Origin of the sequence: Pandoraea aquatica (assembly GCF_902459565.1) — a bacterium.
GTDB classification, from domain to species: domain Bacteria; phylum Pseudomonadota; class Gammaproteobacteria; order Burkholderiales; family Burkholderiaceae; genus Pandoraea; species Pandoraea aquatica.
On record NZ_CABPSN010000011.1, the window covers coordinates 61,690 to 82,687 of the forward strand.

Annotated in this window: 21 protein-coding genes; 16 read left to right on the forward strand and 5 right to left on the reverse strand. The window is 61.1% G+C overall.

All coding sequences use genetic code 11. The annotated features are described in order from the left end of the window. Positions 1–3 precede the first annotated feature (3 nt). The 10 genes from secY to dsbD all read left to right on the forward strand — a co-directional run bounded on the left by secY (position 4) and on the right by dsbD (position 7,443). Complete coding sequence (gene secY / locus PAQ31011_RS24730; protein ID WP_010804117.1) at positions 4–1,341, forward strand: preprotein translocase subunit SecY; 1,338 nt, start codon at positions 4–6, stop codon at positions 1,339–1,341. A 12-nt stretch (positions 1,342–1,353) separates the two neighbouring features. After that, complete coding sequence (gene infA, locus PAQ31011_RS24735; RefSeq protein ID WP_007869286.1) at positions 1,354–1,572, forward strand: translation initiation factor IF-1; 219 nt, start codon at positions 1,354–1,356, stop codon at positions 1,570–1,572. A 19-nt stretch (positions 1,573–1,591) separates the two neighbouring features. Beyond that, on the forward strand, positions 1,592–1,708 hold the full coding sequence (gene rpmJ, locus PAQ31011_RS24740) for a 50S ribosomal protein L36 (protein ID WP_010804115.1): 117 nt from the start codon (positions 1,592–1,594) through the stop codon (positions 1,706–1,708). A 35-nt stretch (positions 1,709–1,743) separates the two neighbouring features. Further along, complete coding sequence (rpsM, locus tag PAQ31011_RS24745) at positions 1,744–2,109, forward strand: 30S ribosomal protein S13 (protein WP_039393701.1); 366 nt, start codon at positions 1,744–1,746, stop codon at positions 2,107–2,109. Positions 2,110–2,126: 17 nt separating this feature from the next. After that, a complete protein-coding gene (gene rpsK / locus PAQ31011_RS24750; RefSeq protein ID WP_010804113.1) occupies positions 2,127–2,531 on the forward strand; it encodes a 30S ribosomal protein S11 in 405 nt (134 codons plus the stop codon). Between the two features lie 152 nt (positions 2,532–2,683). Continuing rightward, the gene (gene rpsD, locus PAQ31011_RS24755; protein WP_039393699.1) at positions 2,684–3,307 is read left to right on the forward strand and encodes a 30S ribosomal protein S4; all 624 of its coding nucleotides are present in this window, start codon (positions 2,684–2,686) and stop codon (positions 3,305–3,307) included. 106 nt (positions 3,308–3,413) lie between these two features. Further along, positions 3,414–4,391, forward strand: a complete 978-nt coding sequence (locus PAQ31011_RS24760; protein WP_039393697.1) for a DNA-directed RNA polymerase subunit alpha — start codon at positions 3,414–3,416, stop codon at positions 4,389–4,391. A gap of 152 nt (positions 4,392–4,543) precedes the next feature. Then, entirely contained in the window at positions 4,544–4,936 is a 393-nt protein-coding gene (gene rplQ / locus PAQ31011_RS24765; RefSeq protein ID WP_039393695.1) for a 50S ribosomal protein L17, read from the forward strand. 193 nt (positions 4,937–5,129) lie between these two features. Continuing rightward, positions 5,130–5,462: a divalent-cation tolerance protein CutA gene (gene cutA, locus PAQ31011_RS24770; RefSeq protein ID WP_150578295.1), complete on the forward strand. Its 333-nt coding sequence runs from the start codon at positions 5,130–5,132 to the stop codon at positions 5,460–5,462. A gap of 58 nt (positions 5,463–5,520) precedes the next feature. Beyond that, the gene (dsbD, locus tag PAQ31011_RS24775) at positions 5,521–7,443 is read left to right on the forward strand and encodes a protein-disulfide reductase DsbD (protein ID WP_150578296.1); all 1,923 of its coding nucleotides are present in this window, start codon (positions 5,521–5,523) and stop codon (positions 7,441–7,443) included. A 131-nt stretch (positions 7,444–7,574) separates the two neighbouring features. Here the strand turns inward: dsbD and hemB are convergent, their stop codons facing one another. Both hemB and yihA read right to left on the reverse strand, forming a co-directional pair. Further along, positions 7,575–8,573 (reverse strand): porphobilinogen synthase, encoded by a 999-nt coding sequence (hemB, locus tag PAQ31011_RS24780; protein ID WP_150578297.1) that lies wholly within the window; start codon positions 8,571–8,573, stop codon positions 7,575–7,577. Between the two features lie 548 nt (positions 8,574–9,121). Further along, positions 9,122–9,790 (reverse strand): ribosome biogenesis GTP-binding protein YihA/YsxC, encoded by a 669-nt coding sequence (yihA, locus tag PAQ31011_RS24785; RefSeq protein WP_150578298.1) that lies wholly within the window; start codon positions 9,788–9,790, stop codon positions 9,122–9,124. Between the two features lie 298 nt (positions 9,791–10,088). On the opposite strand from yihA, the gene PAQ31011_RS24790 reads away from it, so the two are divergent. The 5 genes from PAQ31011_RS24790 to PAQ31011_RS24810 all read left to right on the forward strand — a co-directional run bounded on the left by PAQ31011_RS24790 (position 10,089) and on the right by PAQ31011_RS24810 (position 16,218). Further along, positions 10,089–10,745: a c-type cytochrome gene (locus PAQ31011_RS24790; RefSeq protein ID WP_046290025.1), complete on the forward strand. Its 657-nt coding sequence runs from the start codon at positions 10,089–10,091 to the stop codon at positions 10,743–10,745. Positions 10,746–10,920: 175 nt separating this feature from the next. After that, positions 10,921–13,056, forward strand: coding sequence for a cytochrome c biogenesis protein ResB (locus PAQ31011_RS24795; RefSeq protein ID WP_246179773.1), 2,136 nt, complete (start codon positions 10,921–10,923; stop codon positions 13,054–13,056). 11 nt (positions 13,057–13,067) lie between these two features. Further along, positions 13,068–14,252 carry a c-type cytochrome biogenesis protein CcsB gene (gene ccsB, locus PAQ31011_RS24800; RefSeq protein ID WP_150578299.1) on the forward strand — a complete coding sequence of 395 codons (1,185 nt, stop codon included), beginning with the start codon at positions 13,068–13,070 and terminating at the stop codon, positions 14,250–14,252. Between the two features lie 233 nt (positions 14,253–14,485). After that, positions 14,486–15,502 carry a protein-methionine-sulfoxide reductase catalytic subunit MsrP gene (gene msrP / locus PAQ31011_RS24805; protein ID WP_150578300.1) on the forward strand — a complete coding sequence of 339 codons (1,017 nt, stop codon included), beginning with the start codon at positions 14,486–14,488 and terminating at the stop codon, positions 15,500–15,502. Between the two features lie 59 nt (positions 15,503–15,561). Next, entirely contained in the window at positions 15,562–16,218 is a 657-nt protein-coding gene (locus tag PAQ31011_RS24810) for a protein-methionine-sulfoxide reductase heme-binding subunit MsrQ (protein WP_150578301.1), read from the forward strand. A gap of 31 nt (positions 16,219–16,249) precedes the next feature. On the opposite strand, the gene lysA is transcribed toward PAQ31011_RS24810, so the two are convergent. Together lysA and lptM are read right to left on the reverse strand one after the other, a co-directional pair. Continuing rightward, positions 16,250–17,512, reverse strand: a complete 1,263-nt coding sequence (lysA, locus tag PAQ31011_RS24815) for a diaminopimelate decarboxylase (RefSeq protein WP_150578302.1) — start codon at positions 17,510–17,512, stop codon at positions 16,250–16,252. A gap of 118 nt (positions 17,513–17,630) precedes the next feature. Then, positions 17,631–17,858: an LPS translocon maturation chaperone LptM gene (gene lptM / locus PAQ31011_RS24820; protein WP_039393675.1), complete on the reverse strand. Its 228-nt coding sequence runs from the start codon at positions 17,856–17,858 to the stop codon at positions 17,631–17,633. A gap of 57 nt (positions 17,859–17,915) precedes the next feature. Here lptM and cyaY point away from each other — a divergent pair, with 57 nt between their 5' ends. Continuing rightward, positions 17,916–18,248, forward strand: coding sequence for an iron donor protein CyaY (cyaY, locus tag PAQ31011_RS24825; RefSeq protein ID WP_150578303.1), 333 nt, complete (start codon positions 17,916–17,918; stop codon positions 18,246–18,248). 133 nt (positions 18,249–18,381) lie between these two features. Here the strand turns inward: cyaY and PAQ31011_RS24830 are convergent, their stop codons facing one another. Continuing rightward, a complete protein-coding gene (locus PAQ31011_RS24830; RefSeq protein ID WP_150578304.1) occupies positions 18,382–20,847 on the reverse strand; it encodes a penicillin-binding protein 1A in 2,466 nt (821 codons plus the stop codon). Positions 20,848–20,998: the final 151 nt, after the last annotated feature.

Genomic DNA, 20,998 nt, shown 5'->3' on the forward strand with positions numbered 1-20,998 from the left:
TCATTGGCCAAGTCTCCTAATCTCGCTAAGCCTGGTACGCAGGGCCCGAAGTATGCGGATCTGCGCCGGCGGCTGGTTTTCTTGCTGCTGGCGTTGATCGTCTACCGTATTGGTGCGCATATCCCGGTGCCGGGCATCGACCCCGATCAGCTGGCGCAGTTGTTCCAGCGCCAGTCGGGCGGGATCCTGGGCATGTTCAACATGTTCTCTGGCGGTGCGTTGTCGCGTTTCACGATCTTCGCGCTGGGGATCATGCCGTACATTTCGGCGTCGATCATCATGCAGTTGCTGGCGATGGTTTCGCCTCAACTGGAAGCATTGCGTAAGGAAGGCCAGGCCGGACAACGCAAGATCACGCAGTACACCCGGTATTTCACGGTGGTGCTTGCGCTCTTCCAGGCAGCTGCAATCGCGGTGACGTTGGAGAGCGAGCCGGGGCTCGTCGTCGATCCGGGCATGCTGTTCCGCCTGACGACGGTGATCACGCTCGTGACCGGCACGATGTTCCTGATGTGGCTTGGTGAGCAGATCACCGAACGCGGTCTCGGTAACGGCATTTCGATCATCATCTTCGGCGGTATTGCGGCAGGTTTGCCGAACGCTGTGGGTGGTTTGTTCGAGTTGGTCGGTACCGGTTCGATCGGTCCGTTCTCGGCGATCGTGATCTGTGCCCTGGTGGTGCTCGTGACGTTCTTCGTCGTTTTCGTCGAACGTGGTCAACGCAAGATTCTGGTCAACTACGCGAAGCGTCAGGTCGGCAACAAGGTGTACGGTGGTCAGGCTTCGCACCTGCCGCTCAAGCTGAATATGGCAGGCGTGATTCCGCCGATCTTTGCATCGTCGATCATCCTGTTCCCGGCAACGATCGCGAATTGGTTCGGCGCAGGTGATAACGCGCGCTGGCTCAAGGATATCGCGGCGAAGTTGTCGCCGGGTCAGCCGATCTACGTGATGCTCTACGCACTGGCGATCGTGTTCTTCTGCTTCTTCTACACCGCTCTGGTGTTTAACAGCAAGGAGACCGCCGAGAACCTGAAGAAGAGCGGAGCGTTTGTTCCGGGTATCCGCCCGGGCGACCAGACCGCGCGTTATATCGATAAGATCCTGACGCGATTGACACTGGCCGGTGCAGCTTACGTCACCTTGGTGTGTTTGCTGCCTGAGTTCCTGGTGTTGCGCTGGAATGTCCCGTTCTACTTCGGTGGAACCTCACTGCTGATTATCGTGGTGGTGACGATGGACTTCATGGCGCAAGTGCAGTCGTATGTGATGTCGCAACAATATGAGTCGCTGCTCCGCAAAGCGAATTTCAAGGGCGGCAATAACATGACGCTTCGCTGATCATCCAGGATCATGTCGAAAGACGACGTTATTCAAATGCAGGGTGAGGTCGTTGAAAACCTCCCCAATGCCACCTTCCGGGTAAAGCTGGAAAATGGCCATGTAGTACTCGGACATATTTCCGGCAAGATGCGGATGCATTACATCCGCATCCTTCCCGGAGATAAGGTGACGGTAGAGTTGACGCCCTACGATCTGTCGCGTGCGCGGATCGTCTTCCGGGCGAAGTGATTAGAGAGAGGGAATTGTCATGAAAGTTTTGGCATCTGTTAAGTGCATCTGCCGCAATTGCAAGTTTGTGAAGCGCAAAGGCGTGCTGCGCGTGATCTGCAGCTCGGATCCGCGCCACAAGCAACGTCAGGGCTAATCGGCCTTTAACGCTATTTAGTTGGGGAATTACGAATGGCTCGTATCGCAGGGGTTAACATCCCGAACCACCAGCACACTGTCATTGGCCTGACGGCTATTTACGGTGTCGGTCGCACGCGCGCTCGCCAGATTTGCGACGCAGCCGGTGTGGCTCACTCGAAGAAGGTCAAGGACCTCGACGACGCTGATCTCGAAAAGCTGCGTGATCAAGTTGGTCAACTGACGGTTGAGGGTGACCTTCGCCGTGAGACGACCATGAGCATCAAGCGCCTGATGGACCTGGGCTGCTATCGTGGTATGCGTCACCGCAAGGGCTTGCCGCTTCGCGGTCAGCGCACCCGTACCAATGCGCGTACCCGTAAGGGCCCGCGTAAGGCCGGCGTCTCGCTGAAGAAGTAACCAGAGGATAGGAACTCATGGCTAAGCAACAGAACAACGCCGCTTCGCAGCGCGTTCGCAAGAAGGTCAAGAAGAGCGTTGCCGAAGGCGTCGTGCACGTCCACGCTTCGTTCAACAACACCATCATCACGATCACCGATCGTCAGGGCAATGCGCTGGCATGGGCGACGTCGGGTGGCCAGGGCTTCAAGGGTTCGCGTAAGTCGACCCCGTTCGCTGCCCAGGTTGCTGCTGAGTCGGCTGGCCGCGTGGCACTGGAATATGGCGTGAAGAACCTCGAAGTTCGCATCAAGGGCCCGGGCCCGGGTCGCGAATCCGCGGTTCGTGCGCTGAATGCGCTGGGTATCAAGATCACGGCCATTTCGGACGTGACGCCGGTCCCGCACAACGGCTGCCGCCCGCCGAAGCGTCGTCGTATCTAAGACGCTTCAGAAAATCCTGCTATAATCGCGGGTTCGCGCACGGTCTCGGCCGTGCGCGTAGTAATTTCTAAGACCACCGTCCGGTACATTGGTACCGGACTTGCGTAGTGGACAAAGTTCGCTGCGTCAAATTTTGAGATAAAGGAACAACCGTGGCACGTTATATCGGCCCGAAGGCCAAACTCTCCCGTCGTGAAGGTACTGACCTCTTCCTGAAGAGCGCACGTCGCTCGCTCGCCGACAAGTGCAAGCTGGATAGCAAGCCGGGTCAGCATGGCCGCACGTCGGGTGCTCGTACGTCGGACTACGGCAACCAGCTGCGCGAAAAGCAGAAGGTTAAGCGTATTTACGGCGTGCTTGAGCGTCAGTTCCGTCGTTATTTCGCGGAAGCCGACCGCGTCAAGGGCAACACGGGTGAAAACCTGCTGCAACTGCTCGAGTCGCGCCTGGACAACGTCGTGTACCGCATGGGCTTTGGTTCGACGCGCGCTGAAGCGCGCCAACTCGTTGGTCACAAGGCCATCGTGGTGAACGGTGTCGTTTCGAACATCCCGTCGATCAAGGTCAAGGCCGGCGATGTGATCAGCATTCGCGAAAAGGCCAAGAAGCAAGTGCGTATTCAAGAAGCGCTGACGCTGGCTGAGCAAGTCGGTTTCCCGATCTGGGTTTCGGTTGACGCCAAGAAGATGGAAGGCACTTTCAAGGCACTGCCGGAACGTAGCGATATCGCGGGCGACATCAACGAAAGCCTGATCGTCGAATTGTATTCGCGTTAATCCGTATGATGCTTGACGCGCCTCACGGCGCGTTTTGCGTTCCGTGCAGGTTGTCACCCATCAGCCTTATCGGTGTAACGAGCCGAGGGTATTGAAAAGGAAACCTATGCAAACCAGTTTGTTGAAGCCCAAGATTATTGCGGTTGAGCCGGTCGGTGAGCATCACGCCAAAGTCGTGATGGAGCCGTTCGAACGTGGCTATGGCCACACCTTGGGCAACGCGCTTCGCCGCGTGCTGTTGTCGTCGATGGTGGGCTACGCGCCGACCGAAGTGACGATCGCCGGCGTTGTGCATGAATACTCCACCATCGATGGTGTCCAGGAAGATGTCGTCAACTTCCTGTTGAACCTGAAGGGTGTCGTGTTCAAGCTGCATAACCGTGACGAAGTCACCGTTACGCTGCGCAAGGATGGTGAAGGTGTGGTGCGTGCTTCGGATATCGAAGTGCCGCATGATGTGGAACTGATCAACCCCGATCACGTGATCGCGCATCTGGCGAAGGGCGGCAAGCTCGACGTTCAGATCAAGATCGAAAAGGGTCGTGGTTATGTCCCGGGTAACGTGCGCCGTTATGGCGACGAATCGGCCAAGGTTATCGGCCGCATCGTCCTCGACGCGTCGTTCTCGCCGGTCAAGCGTGTGAGCTACGCGGTCGAATCGGCCCGTGTGGAACAGCGTACGGACCTGGACAAGCTCGTGATGAACATCGAAACCAACGGTGTGGTGTCGCCGGAAGAAGCGATCCGTCAATCGGCTCGCATCCTCGTCGACCAACTGTCGGTGTTCGCTGCGCTGGAAGGCACGGAAGCCGCCAGCGAAGCGCCGTCGCGTGCGCCGCAGATCGATCCGATCCTGCTGCGTCCGGTGGACGATCTCGAGTTGACGGTGCGTTCGGCCAACTGCTTGAAGGCCGAAAACATCTACTACATCGGCGACCTGATCCAGCGTACCGAGAACGAATTGCTCAAGACCCCGAACCTGGGTCGCAAGTCGCTCAACGAGATCAAGGAAGTGCTTGCCTCGCGTGGTCTCACGCTCGGCATGAAGCTCGAAAACTGGCCGCCGGCTGGTCTCGAGAAGTAATGTAACGACATGGCCGCCTTCGGGCGGCCGTGTTGCTACGTAAGTGCGGCACGTCGGCATGTCCGATACGGCCGATTGCGAAGGTACCGGCCCGCGGTGGTGATCACCGATAGAAGAGCTTGGTCGAAAACTCTGTTTAAAGGAAAGTAAAAATGCGTCACCGTCATGGTTTGCGTAAACTGAACCGTACCAGCAGCCACCGTCTGGCCATGCTGCGTAACATGTCGAATTCGCTGCTCCAGCACGAAGCCATCAAGACCACGCTGCCGAAGGCTAAGGAACTGCGTAAGGTCGTCGAGCCCCTCATCACGCTGGGCAAGAAGGACTCCGTCGCTAACCGTCGTCTGGCGTTCAACCGCCTGCGCGATCGCGAAATGGTCACGAAGCTGTTCAACGAACTCGGCCCGCGTTTTGCCAACCGTCCGGGCGGCTACCTGCGTATCCTGAAGATGGGTTTCCGCGTGGGTGACAACGCTCCGATGGCTTTCGTCGAACTGCTGGATCGTCCGGAAGTCGACACGGAAGCGCCGGAAGTCGCTGAGTAAGCGATTCGCGCAACGGTCTCTTGAAGGCCGTCAGCCGTAGAAAGAAGCCAGGTCATTGACCTGGCTTTTTTGTTTTTGGGCATCGTCCGAGCGGGTGTCAGCGCCAGCCTGGAAATCGTTGTCCACACGCACATCTTTGCCTGTGTCGGTGTAGAGTGAACACCTCTCACGCCTGAACGGTCTACAGCACACCATGGACGCCCTTCTCATCGTCATGACGACATTTCCCGACGAGGCCAGCGCAGAAGCGGCCATCGACGGCATGCTTGCCGGACGTCTGGCGGCCTGCGTGCAGCAAATGGCACCGGTGCGGTCGAGTTATTGCTGGCAGGGCAAACGTGAAACGAGCGTGGAAGTACCGCTCATGATCAAGACGACTGCTGCGCGATATGGCGCGCTGGAGCAGTACATCAAAGAACACCATCCGTACGATGTCCCGGAGATTGTCGCGTGGCCCGCCACTGCGGCGCTGCCGGCTTATGCGCGATGGGTTGAGAACGAGACGCGAGGGGAACTGCATGTTTGATGTGAAGACGTTGGCCGGGCCTGAATTGGCGCTTTCTAGCAGTCCCCGGAGAGCGACGATGCAGCATCGCGTCCAGCGACTCTGGATGCTTGCGCTGACGTTGCTGGCGGTCATGCTGACGTTGGGCGCGGGCCGTGCCCATGCAGCGGACGATTTCCTCGATCCCGACGTCGCCTTCAAAGTGTCGAAAACGGAACAGCCCGGGGTCGTGGTGCTGCGTTTCGACGTCGCGAAGGGGTATTACCTCTATCGCGAGCGGTTCGCCTTCGCCGCGGATAACCCCGCCGTCAAACTCGGTGCGCCGGTGTTCCCGAAGGGCGAGGTCAAGCACGACGACACCTTCGGCAAGGACATGGAGGTGTATCACGAGCCGATCGATGTCCGGATTCCGGTCGATCAGGCGAGCGGGCCGTTTACGCTGAACGTCACGATGCAGGGATGCGCAGACAAGGGCCTGTGCTATCCGCCGATGGACAAACCGTTGAAGATCTCTGCCGCGGCGGTTGGCAACGGGGGCGGTGGTACTTCCAGCGCCGGTTCCGCTGCCGGCCCCGCGACTCAGGCATTGTTGGGTGGCGCAGCGCAGGGGGCTGGAGGTACTTCGCTCGCCTCCCCTGCCGTGACCCCGCCCGCCAGTAGCTCAGCAGGCGGATGGCTGTCTGCGCGAGACGACTACAACGAAGCGGAACGGATTCTCTCGGGCGGCAGCTTTGCGTTGGCGTTGGGGATTTTCTTCGTGCTAGGCCTCGGGCTTGCCTTCACCCCGTGCGTTTTGCCGATGGTGCCGATTCTCCTGTCGATCGTCGCAGGGCAAGAAGCCAGTCGTGGGAAGGCCGTGCGTCTGGCTATCGCGTATGTCCTCGGTATGGCCATCGTGAACACCGTCATTGGTGTGGCGGCCGGGCTGCTCGGGCAGGGCTTGATTGCCTTCTTGCAGGCCCCCTGGGTGCTAGCCCTGTTCGCGTTGTTGATGGTGGTCCTGTCCCTTTCGATGTTCGGGATGTACGAGATCCAGCTGCCTGCCGCACTGCGTGACCGGATCGACAATGCTGCGCGCAAGCAGCAGTCGGGACAGTGGGTCGGCGCGGCGATGATGGGTGTGTTGTCCGGGCTGATCGTCAGTCCCTGCGTGACGGCACCTCTGGCGGCTGCGTTGGCGTTTATCGCCAAAACCGGTGACGCCGTTTTCGGTGGTGCAACGCTCTTTGCGTTGTCGCTGGGGATGGGGTTGCCGCTCGTGATTCTTGCGGGTGGCGGGGGTACGTTGTTACCGCGCGCGGGCGCATGGATGGACGGCGTGAAGCGTTTCTTCGGTTTCCTGCTGCTCGGCGTTGCGCTGTGGATCGTTCGCCCGCTCCTGTCGACACCGGTTTTGCTTCTTGGCGCGGGTGTTCTCCTGTTGGTCGCGGCCACGTTCATGCGCGTGTTCGATAATTTGCCCGATGGGGTTAGCGGCGCGCGACGTCTTTTGAAAGGTCTCGGCGTCGCCGTGGCACTGCTGGGTGCCGTAGCGCTCGTCGGTGCTGCTGCCGGGGCGCGTGATCCGCTAGCACCGCTGGCTGGCTTGTCGACGGTGGCATCGGGGAGTGCCAATGCTGGCGCACCCACTGTCGAAGGCGTGAAGTTTCAGCGTGTTCGTAGCGTGGCGGAACTGGATCAGGTGGTGGCGAGCGCCGGGCGTCCGGTGATGTTCGATTTCTATGCGGACTGGTGCATCAGTTGCAAGGAGATGGAGCGTTTCGTGTTCACGGATCCGCGCGTGAAAGCCCGTCTCGATCAAGTGGTGCTCGTGCAGGCTGACGTCACGGCTAACAATGCCGACGATCAGGCGCTACTCAAGCGCTTCGGTTTGTTTGGGCCGCCTGGCATCATCTTCTTCGATGGTAGTGGCAAGGAAGTGAGCGGAACGCGCGTGATCGGCGCGCAGTCGGCCGATCTGTTCTTGCGAAGCCTCGAAAAAGCATTCGGGCCGGCTGCCTGAGGCACCGACCCGAATCTATCCGAACCGACCGGCGCGGTTAGCGTAGCCAATGCGCCAAGTACGTCTAAAGCGCTCGGTCTGGCAAAAGTGTGCAAAATCAAGGCACCTGGCGAGGTGCCTTGCGAAACGCCTTATGCCTGCGCGCGAATCAAGCGTGCGGCGTCGAGCGCGAAGTAGGTCAGAATGCCGTCGGCACCAGCTCGCTTGAAGGCCAGCAGCGATTCCATCATCACTTTGTCGTGATCGAGCCAGCCGTTCTGCGCGGCGGCCTTGAGCATCGCGTATTCGCCACTGACCTGATAGGCGTACGTGGGGAAACGGAACTCGTCCTTCACGCGACGCACGATATCGAGGTATGGCATGCCGGGCTTGACCATCACCATGTCGGCACCTTCCTCGATGTCGAGCGCGACTTCACGGATCGCTTCGTCCGAGTTAGCCGGGTCCATCTGGTAGGTCATCTTGTTGCTCTTGCCGAGGTTCGTGGCCGAGCCGACAGCGTCCCGGAACGGACCATAGAACGCCGATGCGTACTTGGCTGCGTACGCCATGATCCGCGTATGGATATAGCCGCTGGCTTCCAGCGCTTCGCGCACGGCGCCGATGCGGCCGTCCATCATGTCCGAGGGGGCGACGATATCTACGCCGGCTTCCGCTTGCGTGAGCGCTTGCTTCACGAGCAGGTCCGTCGTCACGTCGTTGATCACGTAGCCGTTCTCGTCCAGCACACCGTCCTGTCCGTGGCTCGTGTACGGATCGAGCGCGACGTCGGTCAGTACGCCGAGGTCGGGGAAGTTACGCTTGAGCTCGCGCACCGCGCGCGGGATCAGACCGTCGGGGTTGGTCGCCTCGATGCCGTCCGGCGTCTTGAGCACGGCCTCGATATTCGGGAACAGCGCAATCACCGGAACGCCGAGCGTGACGCACGTGTCGGCCACACGCATCAATTCGTCGACGGAAACACGTTCGACGCCGGGCATCGAATCGACAGCCTCGCGGCGGTTCTCGCCTTCGAGCACGAACACCGGGTAAATGAGGTCGTCGCAGGTCAGGCGGTTTTCGCGCATCAGACGGCGCGAGAAGTCATCGCGTCGCATGCGGCGCGGACGAAGCAGGGGGTAGGAACTCATGCGATCGGTCCTTTGGACGAAGAATGGCGCGTCGGAAATTCCCGTGAATCGGACGTTTTGACGTGTCCCGAAAACGGAGTTGTCGTTGCGGCTGGCTCAACGATTCCGTAAGAGGGAAGGCGCGCAAAAAAGGGCGCTTGCCGGGAAACTTTCGAACGCATGGTATATCATACCAACCGGATGTTCGCACTGCGTGTGACGTCCCCCGCTTCTCCTCCCTGAGCGGGCGCCTGTCGTTCTACGATAAGGCTTATTTAAACCCGCCGTGCCTACACGGCGGTTTTTTTATGTGCGCTCGAATCGTGTCATAACGGCACGGCAACCGCCCGGATCGTCTCGCTTTCCGGTGAGTTCACGCAGACATCATCCGTTTGGCCGATACGGTGGTTCGCCGCGTCGGCCCCATCGATTTCCCTGAGACGACCCCAAAACGCTCGCCCTCTGCCCGCACTCCGCTCGTCGTCGCCGCGACGATTTGTCGCGCACGCCCGGGGTGCCGAACGTCTACCTTTGGAAGCAGATTCCGCGAGCGGGCTGCGAACAAGCGTTTACTTCTTGGCCTTCTCGCGCGCCGGAATGGCGAGCCACTCTTCGAGCATGCGCTGCGCAGCGTCGACGCCGGTGCGCTTGAGCGACGAGAACAGTTGCGCCGTGAATTGCGGCGCAACGGTCGGATCGTCAGACGGCAGCCCATCGGTGCGCGGCAGCGCGGACAGGCGTTTCTGTGTCTCGCGCAATACGTTCGTGGCTTCCTGACGTGTCAGCTTATCGGCTTTCGTCAGCAGGGCATGGATCGGACGTCCGGTGGGCATGAACCAGTCGATCAGTTCGCAATCGAGGTCCGTGAACGGGCGGCGCGAGTCCATCACCAGCACGAGGCCGCGCAATTGCGGACGCTGGACGAGGTAGTCGCCGAGCAGCTGTTGCCAGTGCACCTTCACACCGCCGCCGACCTCGGCATAGCCGTACCCCGGCAAATCGACGAGGTAGCCGTAAAGGTGTTCGAGGTGAGCGATCTCGAAGTAGTTGATGTGCTGCGTGCGACCCGGCGTCTTGCTCGAGAAGGCCAGCCGCTTCTGATTGCAGAGGATGTTGAGCGCGCTGGATTTGCCCGCGTTCGAGCGACCCGCGAAGGCGACCTCGGGCACGGCCGTAGGCGGCAGGTCGCGCAGATGATTGACGGTCGTAAAGAAGCGGGCTTGATGAAGTAGGGACATGACGGAAACCGGGGAGCGCCGCAGCCACTGGGATCGGGCCGCAACGCGGGCGCAGGCACGCAAGACGGTGGGGTTGAGCACTCACCGGCGACAGGCCGGGAAGCCCCGTTCTGCGGCCTTCTACATGGAAATCCCCTAAAGCCGGGGAAAGTCTTTATTGTACAATATGAAAGTTAACCTTGGCCTTGCCAGGGCTTGCCCGAACGTCTCGCGCGCCGTGAGGTTGGAGGAGAAACGCGGCGTCGGACGGTGAGTTCGAACGACCGATTTCCCGACAAAACAGATATAAGGTGTGCGAATGAACCGAGGAGTGTGGAAGTCTCTCGCTGCAACACCGTTGGCGCTGGCATGCTTTCTTCTGAGCGGAGCAGCACAAGCCGCCGAGCCCCAGACGCCCGCAAAACCCGACCTGGCCCGGGGACAGGCCATCGCCACGCAAGTATGTGCGGCCTGCCACGCGGCAGACGGCAATAGCCCTGGCGGCGCGTATCCGAAGCTGGCCGGTCAGCATGCCGAATATCTCTACAAGCAGCTCGTCGACTTCAAGGCGCAGCCCGGCAAGACCCCCGCACGAAATAATCCCATCATGGCCGGTATGGTCGCGGCATTGAACGAGCAGGACATGCGCAACGTGTCCGCTTACTTCGCCTCGCAGACCGAAAAGCCGGGCGTCGCCCGCAACAAAGACACCGTGCCGCTCGGCGAAAAGATTTACCGTGGCGGCATCGCGGAGAAGGGTGTGCCGGCGTGCGCGTCCTGCCACGGTCCGACCGGTGCCGGCATGCCGTCGCAATACCCGCGGCTGTCCGGACAGTGGGCGGAATACACCGAGGCGCAACTCATCGCCTTCCGTAACGAGACGCGCGGCAACAACGCGCCGATGCATACGATCGGCGGACGTCTGTCGGACAAGGAAATCAAGGCCGTCTCCGATTACGTGGCCGGTCTGCGCTAAGCGTGATGATCGGGAGCCCTGCCCTGACATCATGTGAACGTCAGGGTATATTCGCTGACTTATAACGAAACCCGCTACGGTGCCGCAGAGCGACCGGGGGTAACTGGTTTAGCATACACAGGGTGGCGGGCGCGTGCGATACGCGTCCCCGCCCTTTTTTGTTGTCGGAAACAGAATGAGCATCAGTACCTCGGGAATGCAGATCAAGGGAGCGCAGCGATGGGTGCGCGACGGCGTCGAGCTTGTCAGTTCGATGCGTTTCGCCATCAGTCTGCTGACCGTGCTCGCGATTGCCAGCATCGTTGGCACCGTGCTCAAGCAGGGCGACCCTTACCCCAATTACGTCAATCAGTTCGGTCCGTTCTGGGCGGACGTGTTCCGCTCGCTTGGCCTGTACACCGTGTACAGCTCGTGGTGGTTCCTGCTGATCCTCTTCTTCCTGATGGCGTCCACGACGCTGTGCATCGTGCGCAATGCGCCGAAGATGATCGCGGATATCCGCAGTTGGCGCGATCACGTGCGCGAAGGGAGTTTGCGCGCGTTCGGTCACAAGGCCGAGTATGTCTGCCCTCTCTCGCGCACGGATCTGCTCAAGCGTGTGACGGGCTATCTCGGACATCGCGGTTACCGCTTCGTCGTGCGCGAGCGCGAAGGGGCGACGCTGGTGGCCGCCAAGGCCGGCGCGATCAACAAGATCGGCTACATCTTTGCACACAGCGCCATCGTGATCATCTGTCTGGGCGGTCTGGTCGACAGTGACCTGCTGATTCGTGTCCAGATGGCGCTGTTCGGAAAATCGCCGCTGCAAGGTAATGCCGTCATCGCGCAGATTCCCGAGAACCATCGTCTGTCGGCGAACAATCCCGCGTTTCGCGGCTACGCATTCGTGCCGGAAGGTGGTAAGTCCACCACGGCCATTCTGAATTTTCAGGACGGCTCGGTCGTGCAGGATCTGCCGTTCTCCATCGAGCTGAAGAAATTCCACGTCGACTATTACTCGACGGGCATGCCGAAGCTGTTCGCCAGCGACATCGTGGTGACGGACCCCGAAACCGGCAAGTCGATGGATGCGACGGTCAAGGTTAACGAACCCTTCATCTATAAAGGCGTGGCGATCTATCAGTCGAGCTTCGAGGACGGCGGCAGCAAGCTGAAGCTGACCGGTTACCCGATGCGCGGCACGACCGATCGTCCGTTCGCGTTCTCCGGCGACATCGGCGGATCGACCCAACTGCGCGGCGGCGCGGCGGGTAAGGACGCCTACACCGTCGAGTTCAGCGACTTCCGCGCGATCAACGTCGAGAACATCAGCAACGGTGGCGGCGAGCGCGACGTGCGCGGCGTCGCCCGCAAATCGCTGCGTGACGAACTGGGTGCACAACTGGGTTCCGGTGCACGAACCGATGTGGGCAAGGACTTGCGCAACGTCGGTCCGTCGGTGCAATACAAGGTGCGCGACCGCAGCGGTCAGGCGAAGGAGTACCGCAACTACATGCTGCCGATTCTGGTGGAAGACGGCGAGCGTGTGTTCATGACGGGCGTGCGCGACACGCCTGATGGTCCGTTCCAGTACCTGCGCATTCCGGCGGATGCCGATGGCTCCGTCAAGCAGTGGATGTTGCTGCGTGCGGCGCTTCAGGACGACGGTGCGCGGACCGAAGCGGCTCGCCGATTTGCGCAGCAATCGCTGCCATCGCAGACGTCCGCCGATTTGCGTGGGCAATTGCAGGAAAGCGCCAAGCGCGAACTGGACCTTTTCGCCGGTGCGATGCCCGCGAGCAAGAACGGTCATGCAACGGGCGGTTTGCAGGCGATTGCCGAGTTCGTGAACGAGAAGGTGCCGCAGGAGCAGCAGTCGAGTGCGGCAGACATGTTCCGTCGCATTCTGGACGGCACGATCTGGCAGCTGTGGCAGGTCGCGCGTGAGCAGGCGGGGCAGCCGGCTGCGGTGCCGTCGCCGGAGACAGAGCGCTTCGTGCATACGGCCACCAACGCGCTGTCCGACAATTTCCTGTACGACGCCCCGGTGTTCCTGCAACTCGATTCGTTCGAACAGATCCAGGCGAGCGTCTTCCAGCTCACGCGCTCGCCGGGCAAGAAGATCGTGTATCTTGGCAGCTTGCTGCTGGTACTGGGCATTTTCTCGATGTTCTACGTACGCGAGCGGCGTCTGTGGCTGTGGGTCAAAGACACGCCGGAAGGTGGTAGTTCGGTATTGATGGCAGTGTCGACGACGCGTCGCACCCTGGATTTCGAAAAGGAATTCGCCCGCACGAAGGCGGAGATGAACGAGATCGTCACAAAACGATGAAGGTGAGACAGATGGAGTTATCCCAAGGCTATTCAGAGGTCTCGTGGCTGCGCCGTCGCAGCATCGGCGACTGGTTGTTCGCGCTGGCGCTGGCGTTGGGCGCGGGCTTTGCGCTCAACCGCTACGGCCACTTCATGGACTATTACGAGCACACGATTCTGGTGCTCTCCGTCCCGACGTTTGCGCTGCTCGGCTGGCACTGGCGTTCGGTGCGCTGGCTGATGGCCGGGATCGCGATTCTCGCGCTCTCGGGTATCGGGATGTATCACCACGATCTGGCGCGGGCCGATCAGGCGTTCTTTCTCAAGTACTTCCTGTCGAGCCAGTCGGCCATTTTGTGGATGAGCGCGCTGTTCTTCCTGTCGACGCTCTTCTACTGGGGCGGCCTCCTTGCCCGCTCGCCGTTCGGTGCGAGCGTCGGTTCGTCGCTGTGCTGGGCGGCGGTGCTGCTCGGCTTCACCGGCATGATGGTGCGCTGGTACGAGTCGTATCTGGTGGGCGCAGACGTCGGCCATATTCCGATTTCGAACCTGTACGAAGTCTTCGTGCTGTTCTGCCTGATTACATCGCTGTTCTATCTGTACTACGAGCAGCGTTACGAAACGCGCTCGCTCGGCCCATTCGTGCTGCTCGTGATCAGTGCCGCCGTCGGTTTTAACCTCTGGTACAGCGTGGCGCGAAGCGCTTACGAAATTCAGCCGCTGGTGCCTGCGCTGCAAAGCTGGTGGATGAAGATCCACGTGCCGGCAAACTTCATCGGCTATGGCACGTTCGCCCTCGCCGCGATGGTGGCTGTGGCCTACCTGCTCAAGTCGGGGGAGAACAAGCGTCTGGCGGCCAATGGCAAGGCGCTCGACAGCGGATTCTTCTCGTCGCGCCTGCCGTCGCTCGAATTGCTCGACGACGTCATGTACAAAGCGATTGCCGTCGGTTTCGCGTTCTTCACGATCGCCACGATTCTCGGGGCGCTGTGGGCGGCGGATGCCTGGGGCGGTTACTGGAGCTGGGATCCGAAGGAGACCTGGGCGCTGATCGTCTGGTTGAACTACGCGGCCTGGTTGCACATGCGCCTGATGAAGGGCCTGCGTGGCGTGGTGGCGGCATGGTGGTCGCTGACGGGCTTGCTGATCACGACGTTCGCTTTCCTCGGCGTGAACATGTTCCTCTCCGGCCTGCATAGCTACGGACAGCTCTGACGCCGCGACGTTTGATCCGGTCAAACTTTGAGAGCCGCCTCACTCACGTGCAGGCGGCTTTTTTCATCGTGTCGTATGATTTGCCGCAGTGTGACGCGGGGAACGGTGCGGTCCGCGTGTCGGTCTGATCGCGGACAGGGCGTTGTGGCTGGCTCGTTCTATGGCGCACAGTGACGACGGCGGTAGCGCAGATGGCGGCGGATAGCGGCCGATAGGGTCTGGAGGTGGGTATCGTGAGCATCGTGGGTACAAACAAGGCGCGTTTGCGTGGCGCAGATATTCCGTCGAGCAGCATTACGCCGCGCGAGGTAGCGACCGGTCGGCGGCGCTTCTTGCAGGCGTCCGGGATTGGATTGACCGGATTGACCGGGATGGGTGGCGCGGCGCTGGGCTTGTTGCCGTCCGCCGCTGCCTTTGCCGCCGATAGTCCCGGCACGGGTCTCGCCAAACTGACGGCGACGCGCAACGCGCACTACGTTCTGACCGACAAGCCGACCGACATCAAGGATGTCACCACCTACAACAACTTCTACGAATTCGGCACCGACAAGTCGGACCCGGCACGGTACGCGGGCACGCTGAAGCCGCGTCCGTGGCAGGTGGCCATCGAGGGTGAGGTCAAGCAGCCGAAGGTCTACGATCTCGACGCGTTGCTGAAGCTCGCACCGCTCGAAGAGCGTGTCTATCGGCTGCGTTGCGTCGAGGGCTGGTCGATGGTGATCCCGTGGATCGGTTACTCGCTCTCGGCACTGATCAAGCAAGTGCAGCCGACGGGCAACGCCCGATACGTGGAGTTCGTCACGCTCGCAGACCCGAAACAGATGTCGGGTTTGTCTTATCCGGTGCTGGGGTGGCCTTATGTGGAAGGCTTGCGGATGGACGAGGCCATGCATCCGCTATCGCTGCTGACGTTCGGTCTGTATGGCGAAGTGTTGCCGAATCAGAACGGCGCGCCGGTGCGCATGGTGGTGCCCTGGAAATACGGGTTCAAGAGTGCCAAGTCCATCGTGAAGATTCGCTTCGTCGAGAAGATGCCACTCACGAGCTGGAATCGCGCGGCGTCGAACGAGTACGGTTTTTATTCGAACGTGAATCCCGACGTCGATCACCCGCGCTGGAGTCAGGCGACGGAGCGCCGTATCGGCGAGGGCGGCATCTTCACACCCAAGCGCAAGACGCTGATGTTCAACGGGTACGCCGACCAGGTCGCCAGTCTGTATCAGGGCATGGATCTCCGTAAATTCTTCTGAGCCGACCGGTCGTGCCGCGATCCTCTTCTTCATCGACCGCTGCGCCGGCGCCCGGGAATGTGGCGTCGACGCCCAGTGCCCGCGACGGCAGCCGCTCGGCGCACCGGCCGAATCGGTGGGGGCCTTGGAGCAAGGTCGTCGTCTTTCTGCTCGCACTGGTGCCGCTGTTGCGACTTGTCGTCTACGGACTGACAGACCAGCTGGGCGCGAATCCGGTCGAATTCATCACCCGATCGACAGGCACATGGACGCTCGTGATGCTCTGCATCACACTCGCCGTCACCCCGGTGCGACGTGTGAGCGGCATGTCGTGGCTGCTGCGATTTCGTCGCATGCTCGGGCTATTTGCCTGCTTCTATGGCGCTTTGCATTTCGCGACGTACTTCTGGTTGGACCAATGGTTCGACTGGACGAGCATTTTGCGCGACGTCACCGGCAAGCGGCCGTTCATTACCGTGGGATTTGTGGCGTTCGTGCTGATGACGTTACTCGCGGCAACGTCGCCGCATGCAGTGATGCGCCGCATGGGCGGGCGGCGCTGGCAGCGGCTGCATCGCGTGATCTACGCGATTGCCGTGCTTTCGATCCTGCATTACTGGTGGATGAAGGCGGGCAAGAACGATCTTGCCCAGCCGTTGATCTACGCGATGGTGGTGGCGGGCCTGCTGGGTGCCCGCGTGGTTTGGGCGCTGCGCAGGCCGTCGCAGAAGCAGTAGGCAGTCGACAGTCTTAAGCGTCTGAGCGGGATCAGGCAGGCAGGAGTCGTTCGCCAGCGAACAGCGATTCGACCGTCTCGCGTTCGCGCACGAGATAGGCTTCATTGCCGTCGACCATGACTTCGGCCGCGCGCGGACGCGTGTTGTAGTTCGAACTCATCGTGAACCCATAGGCACCGGCCGAACGAATGGCGAGCAGGTCGCCAGCGTCGATCGCCAATGCGCGGTCACGGCCGAGCCAGTCACCACTCTCGCAGACCGGGCCGACGACGTCGAACGTTGCGGCATCCCCGGCGCGACGCACCACCGGATCGATCCCGTGATAGGCCTCGTACATGGCCGGGCGGGCCAGATCGTTCATGGCCGCATCGACGATCGCGAAGTTCTTCGTCTCGCCGTGCTTGAGGAATTCCACCCGCGTGAGCAGCACGCCGGCGTTACCGACGAGTGAGCGACCCGGCTCGAACAGCACCTGACGGTGGCCGTGGCCGCGCTTGGCGATGTGGTCGAGCAGCGTGGTGGCGAAGGCCGTAATGTCCGGCGGCGTCTCGTCGGTATAGGTGATGCCCAGGCCGCCACCCACGTCGATGTGATGCAGCGAAATGCCGGCTGCTTCGAGCTTCTCGACGAGATCGAGCACCTTGTCGGTTGCGTCGAGGTACGGTGAGATTTCGGTGATTTGCGAGCCGATATGGCAGTCGATGCCGACGACTTCAAGGTTGGGCATGGCGGCCGCCGCGCGGTAGGCGTCGAAAGCTTCTTCATAGGCCACGCCGAACTTGTTGCCACGCAAGCCCGTGGAAATGTACGGGTGCGTCTTGGCGTCGACGTTCGGATTCACGCGCAACGACACGCGCGCCCGCTTGCCGACTTGTCCGGCCACCGCGTTCAGGCGATCCAGTTCCGGACGCGATTCCACGTTGAAACAGAACACATCCTTTTCCAGGGCGAAACGCATTTCGTCTGCGTGCTTGCCGACGCCGGAAAACACGGCGCGCTTCGGATCTCCGCCTGCGGCGATGACACGTGCCAGCTCACCTGCCGAGACGATATCGAAGCCTGCGCCGAGCTTGGCGAATACGCCGAGCACTGCGAGGTTCGAATTGGCTTTGGCCGCGTAGTGAACCGCGGCGTTACGACCTTCGCACGCCTTGGCGTAGGCCAGGTAGGCGTTCGTCAGAGCCGCCTTCGAGTAGACATACAGCGGCGTGCCGAAGCGCTCGGCGAGGGCGGGCAGCGCTACGCCTTCGGCGTGAAGTACGTCGTCGCGGTAAGAGAAGATGGCGTCGGACATCGGAGGTGCTCGGTAATCAACGAGAAAAACAAGGGGTCGCCAGTTGGGCCGAAGGCGTTGTACCCCGAACGTCGAGGTCAATTCCGCCGGAATTCGGCCAACATTGGCTAATTTACGCTTATTCCGGCTTTGCTGCGGGGCGCGAAGCGGCCGGCGGCACATCGACGGACGGCCCGCGCTCAGGCGTCGGCACGAGCGGCGGCGGAGGCAGCGGCGCGCCCGGCGGCGGCGTCGGTTTCACCGGTTTGGCGGGGTAGTAGAGCGGGCCAGCCTGGCCGCAGGCGGCCAATGCGCTCAACAGAGCAATCGACGCTACAATCGCGCAGGTTCGAATAGGTGCAGTCATGGGGGTATCGCCGCGTGGTGCGGCATGCTAACGATGACGCAAACCGTGGAGTTTAGCATGACGGAAAGTGAATTCCTGGCGCTCGCCGAGGCGGTGCTGACACAGGTGGAGGCAGCGGTCGAGGCGGTGGTCGACGACAGCGATGTGGATATCGATTGCGAGCGTACGGGGAATGTTCTGACGCTCGAATTCGACGATGGCAGCAAGATCATCGTCAATGTCCAGACGCCGATGAGCGAGATCTGGATTGCCGCACGCTCGGGTGGTTTCCACTTCCGCCTGAAGGGCGACAAGTGGCGCGACACGCGCGACGATTCCGAGTTGTTCGAAGCCTTGTCGCGCTTTGCGTCGCAACAGGCCGGAGAGACGGTCACGCTTCAGCCGGCCTGATCGCATCTCGTCGTTCGCGCGTTCGCTCTAAATCACTGCAGAATTGCAGACGTCTTCGGGCCTCCGCTGGCGCTTCAGATCACCGCAGCTCGATGGGCTGCGGTGACTGAAAGTCCTGTCATCGCCGAGTTCGTCAGGGCTTGCTGTTGAACATGTCCAGGATGCGCTGACGCTCCTGGCGGTCCACAGGGGCCGGCGCGGGCGCAGGTGACGGCATCGCCCCCGGCTGCGCCGGCATCTGACCGGGCAGGGCGCCGGTCGACGGCCCCGGCGCTGCCGAGCCGTCCGGTGCCGTCTCTGCACTCAGGCCAACGGTGCTGACGGCGCGTCCCGGCGGATAGTCGTCGTAGTAGTAATCGCCATTCGCCTGAATGACGCCCGGCGGCATCGCGCGAGGAGACTCCGGTACCCCGCGCAGCGCCTTCGACATGTAGTCGATCCAGATCGGCAACGCCAGACCGCCCCCGGTTTCACGATCGCCCAGATTGCGCGGCTGATCGAAACCGATCCAGGCAACCCCCACCAACTGAGACTGATAACCGGCGAACCACGCGTCGTGCGAATCGTTCGTCGTGCCCGTCTTGCCCGCGAGATCGCTGCGCTTGAGCACGTTGGTCTTTGCGGCCGTGCCGCGCGTCGCCACATCGTGCAGCATCGAATTCATGAGGAAGGCGTTACGCGCCGGAATGGCACGAATCGACTCGTCGCCTGCCGCAACCGGCTTCTCTTCCATGATCACGTTGCCCTTCGAATCGGTGATGCGGGCCACGATGAATGGATTGACGCGGAAGCCACCGTTGGCGAACACCGCAAAACCGCTCGCCATTTGCAGTGGTGTCACCATGCCCGCGCCCAGCGCCATCGGCAGATAGGCCGGATGCTTGTCCGCTTCGAAGCCGAATCGTCCGATGAATTTCTGGGCATAGGCCGGCGTGATGCTTTGCAGAATGCGGATCGACACGAGATTGCGGGACCGCATGAGCGCCACGCGCATCGGCTCCGGTCCGTCGAAGCCGCCGCCGTAGTTCTTGGGCTCCCACGGCTGTCCGCCGGTCTGTGCCGCCGAGAAGTACAGCGGCGCGTCGTTGATGATGGTCGCCGGGGCAAAGCCCTTTTCCAGCGCGGCCGAGTAGATGAACGGCTTGAAGCTCGACCCCGGCTGACGCCATGCCTGCGTCACGTGGTTGAACTTGTTGCGGTTGAAGTCGAACCCGCCGACCAGCGAGCGGATGGCGCCGTTTTGCGGGTCGAGCGAGACGAATGCCGCTTCGATGTCCGGCATCTGGACGATGCGCCAATTGTCCTTGGCATCCTTCGTCACACGGATGACGGAACCCGGACGAATCCGCTGTTTCGGCTGCGCTTTGGCGCTCAACCCGGCGGCGGCGAATCGCAGTCCGTCGCCCGTCACGGTGACATCGTCGCCATTCAGAAGCACCGCTTTCACTTGCTGGGGCGATGCGGCGAGCACCACGGCCGCGACCATATCGCCACTGTCCGGATGCTCGACCAGCGTGTCGTCGATCAACTGTTCGCGTTCGTCCTTGCCGTCCGGCAGGTCGATATTCGCTTCGGGGCCGCGATAGCCGTGGCGCAGCTCGTACGCCATGACGCCCGCACGCAGCGCTTCGTACGCCGCTTCCTGATCCGCCGAATTAATGGTCGTGTAGACGTTGAAACCGCGCGTGTAGATCTCATCCTTAAACTGCGCGTAGAGCAGTTGACGCACCATTTCCGCCACATAACCGGCGTGCACGCTGAATTCGCTACCCAGCCCACGCACCACCAGTTCCTGCGCGATCGCCTGATCGTATTCGGCCTTGGATGCATATCCGAGGTCGTACATGCGCTTCAGAATGTATTCCTGACGCACACGCGCACGCTTGTAATTGACGATCGGGTTATAGGCCGACGGCGCTTTCGGCAGCCCGGCAAGCATGGCGGCCTCGGCGAGCGTGATGTCCTTCAGATCCTTGCCGAAATAGACGCGTGCTGCGCTGGCGAAGCCGTAGGCACGCTCTCCGAGATAGATCTGATTCATGTACAGCTCGAGAATCTGATCTTTGGTCAGGCGCGATTCGATCTTGTAGGCGAGGAGCGCTTCGTAAATCTTACGTGTGTACGTCTTCTCGCTGGACAGGAAGAAGTTACGCGCAACTTGCATGGTGATCGTGCTCGCCCCCTGCGACGAGCCGCCGCGCGTGAAGTTCGCGACGCCCGCGCGGAAGATGCCGATGAAGTCGACGCCGCCGTGCTGATAGAAGCGGTCGTCCTCGATAGCGAGGACGGCTTTCTTCATGACGTCGGGGATATCGGCGAAACGCACGAGATTGCGACGCTCTTCGCCGAATTCGCCGATCTGGATTTCGTCGGCCGTATAGATGCGCAGCGGAATCTTCGGCCGATAGTCGACGATCGTGTCGAGCGACGGCAGCTGTGGCGTCATCACCACCAGGATGTACCCCGCGAGCAACGCGCCGCAGACGGCCATCGCAGCGATCAGACCTACGAACCATAGTGCGATGCGCAGCCAGATGGAGCGGCGCGGTTTGGGCGGACGCTTGTCGCGGGGTGTCTCGGTTTGGGGTGTGCTTGCCATGGGAGAACCGGAAAAAACGATGGGCCGATTATAACGAACGCCCCGGAACCTCCCTCGACAGCCCCCCGAAATCGGAGTTTGAGCCTATGGGGACTAGGAATCGTCCGAGCCAAAATCGGCATGAATTCCGAAAGCGCATTTCACCCGCCTT

What these genes read in the sequence shown, in the direction of transcription:
- infA (WP_007869286.1), top strand. Translation starts at nt 1,354, where the DNA reads ATGTCGAAAGACGACGTTATTCAAATGCAGGGTGAGGTCGTTGAAAAC.
- cutA (WP_150578295.1), top strand. Translation starts at nt 5,130, where the DNA reads ATGGACGCCCTTCTCATCGTCATGACGACATTTCCCGACGAGGCCAGC.
- ccsB (WP_150578299.1), top strand. Translation starts at nt 13,068, where the DNA reads ATGGAGTTATCCCAAGGCTATTCAGAGGTCTCGTGGCTGCGCCGTCGC.
- rpsK (WP_010804113.1), top strand. Translation starts at nt 2,127, where the DNA reads ATGGCTAAGCAACAGAACAACGCCGCTTCGCAGCGCGTTCGCAAGAAG.
- rpsM (WP_039393701.1), top strand. Translation starts at nt 1,744, where the DNA reads ATGGCTCGTATCGCAGGGGTTAACATCCCGAACCACCAGCACACTGTC.
- PAQ31011_RS24830 (WP_150578304.1), bottom strand. Translation starts at nt 20,847, where the DNA reads ATGGCAAGCACACCCCAAACCGAGACACCCCGCGACAAGCGTCCGCCC.
- yihA (WP_150578298.1), bottom strand. Translation starts at nt 9,790, where the DNA reads ATGTCCCTACTTCATCAAGCCCGCTTCTTTACGACCGTCAATCATCTG.
- cyaY (WP_150578303.1), top strand. Translation starts at nt 17,916, where the DNA reads ATGACGGAAAGTGAATTCCTGGCGCTCGCCGAGGCGGTGCTGACACAG.
- lptM (WP_039393675.1), bottom strand. Translation starts at nt 17,858, where the DNA reads ATGACTGCACCTATTCGAACCTGCGCGATTGTAGCGTCGATTGCTCTG.
- lysA (WP_150578302.1), bottom strand. Translation starts at nt 17,512, where the DNA reads ATGTCCGACGCCATCTTCTCTTACCGCGACGACGTACTTCACGCCGAA.
- PAQ31011_RS24790 (WP_046290025.1), top strand. Translation starts at nt 10,089, where the DNA reads ATGAACCGAGGAGTGTGGAAGTCTCTCGCTGCAACACCGTTGGCGCTG.
- rpmJ (WP_010804115.1), top strand. Translation starts at nt 1,592, where the DNA reads ATGAAAGTTTTGGCATCTGTTAAGTGCATCTGCCGCAATTGCAAGTTT.
- PAQ31011_RS24760 (WP_039393697.1), top strand. Translation starts at nt 3,414, where the DNA reads ATGCAAACCAGTTTGTTGAAGCCCAAGATTATTGCGGTTGAGCCGGTC.
- hemB (WP_150578297.1), bottom strand. Translation starts at nt 8,573, where the DNA reads ATGAGTTCCTACCCCCTGCTTCGTCCGCGCCGCATGCGACGCGATGAC.
- rplQ (WP_039393695.1), top strand. Translation starts at nt 4,544, where the DNA reads ATGCGTCACCGTCATGGTTTGCGTAAACTGAACCGTACCAGCAGCCAC.
- PAQ31011_RS24795 (WP_246179773.1), top strand. Translation starts at nt 10,921, where the DNA reads ATGAGCATCAGTACCTCGGGAATGCAGATCAAGGGAGCGCAGCGATGG.
- dsbD (WP_150578296.1), top strand. Translation starts at nt 5,521, where the DNA reads ATGCAGCATCGCGTCCAGCGACTCTGGATGCTTGCGCTGACGTTGCTG.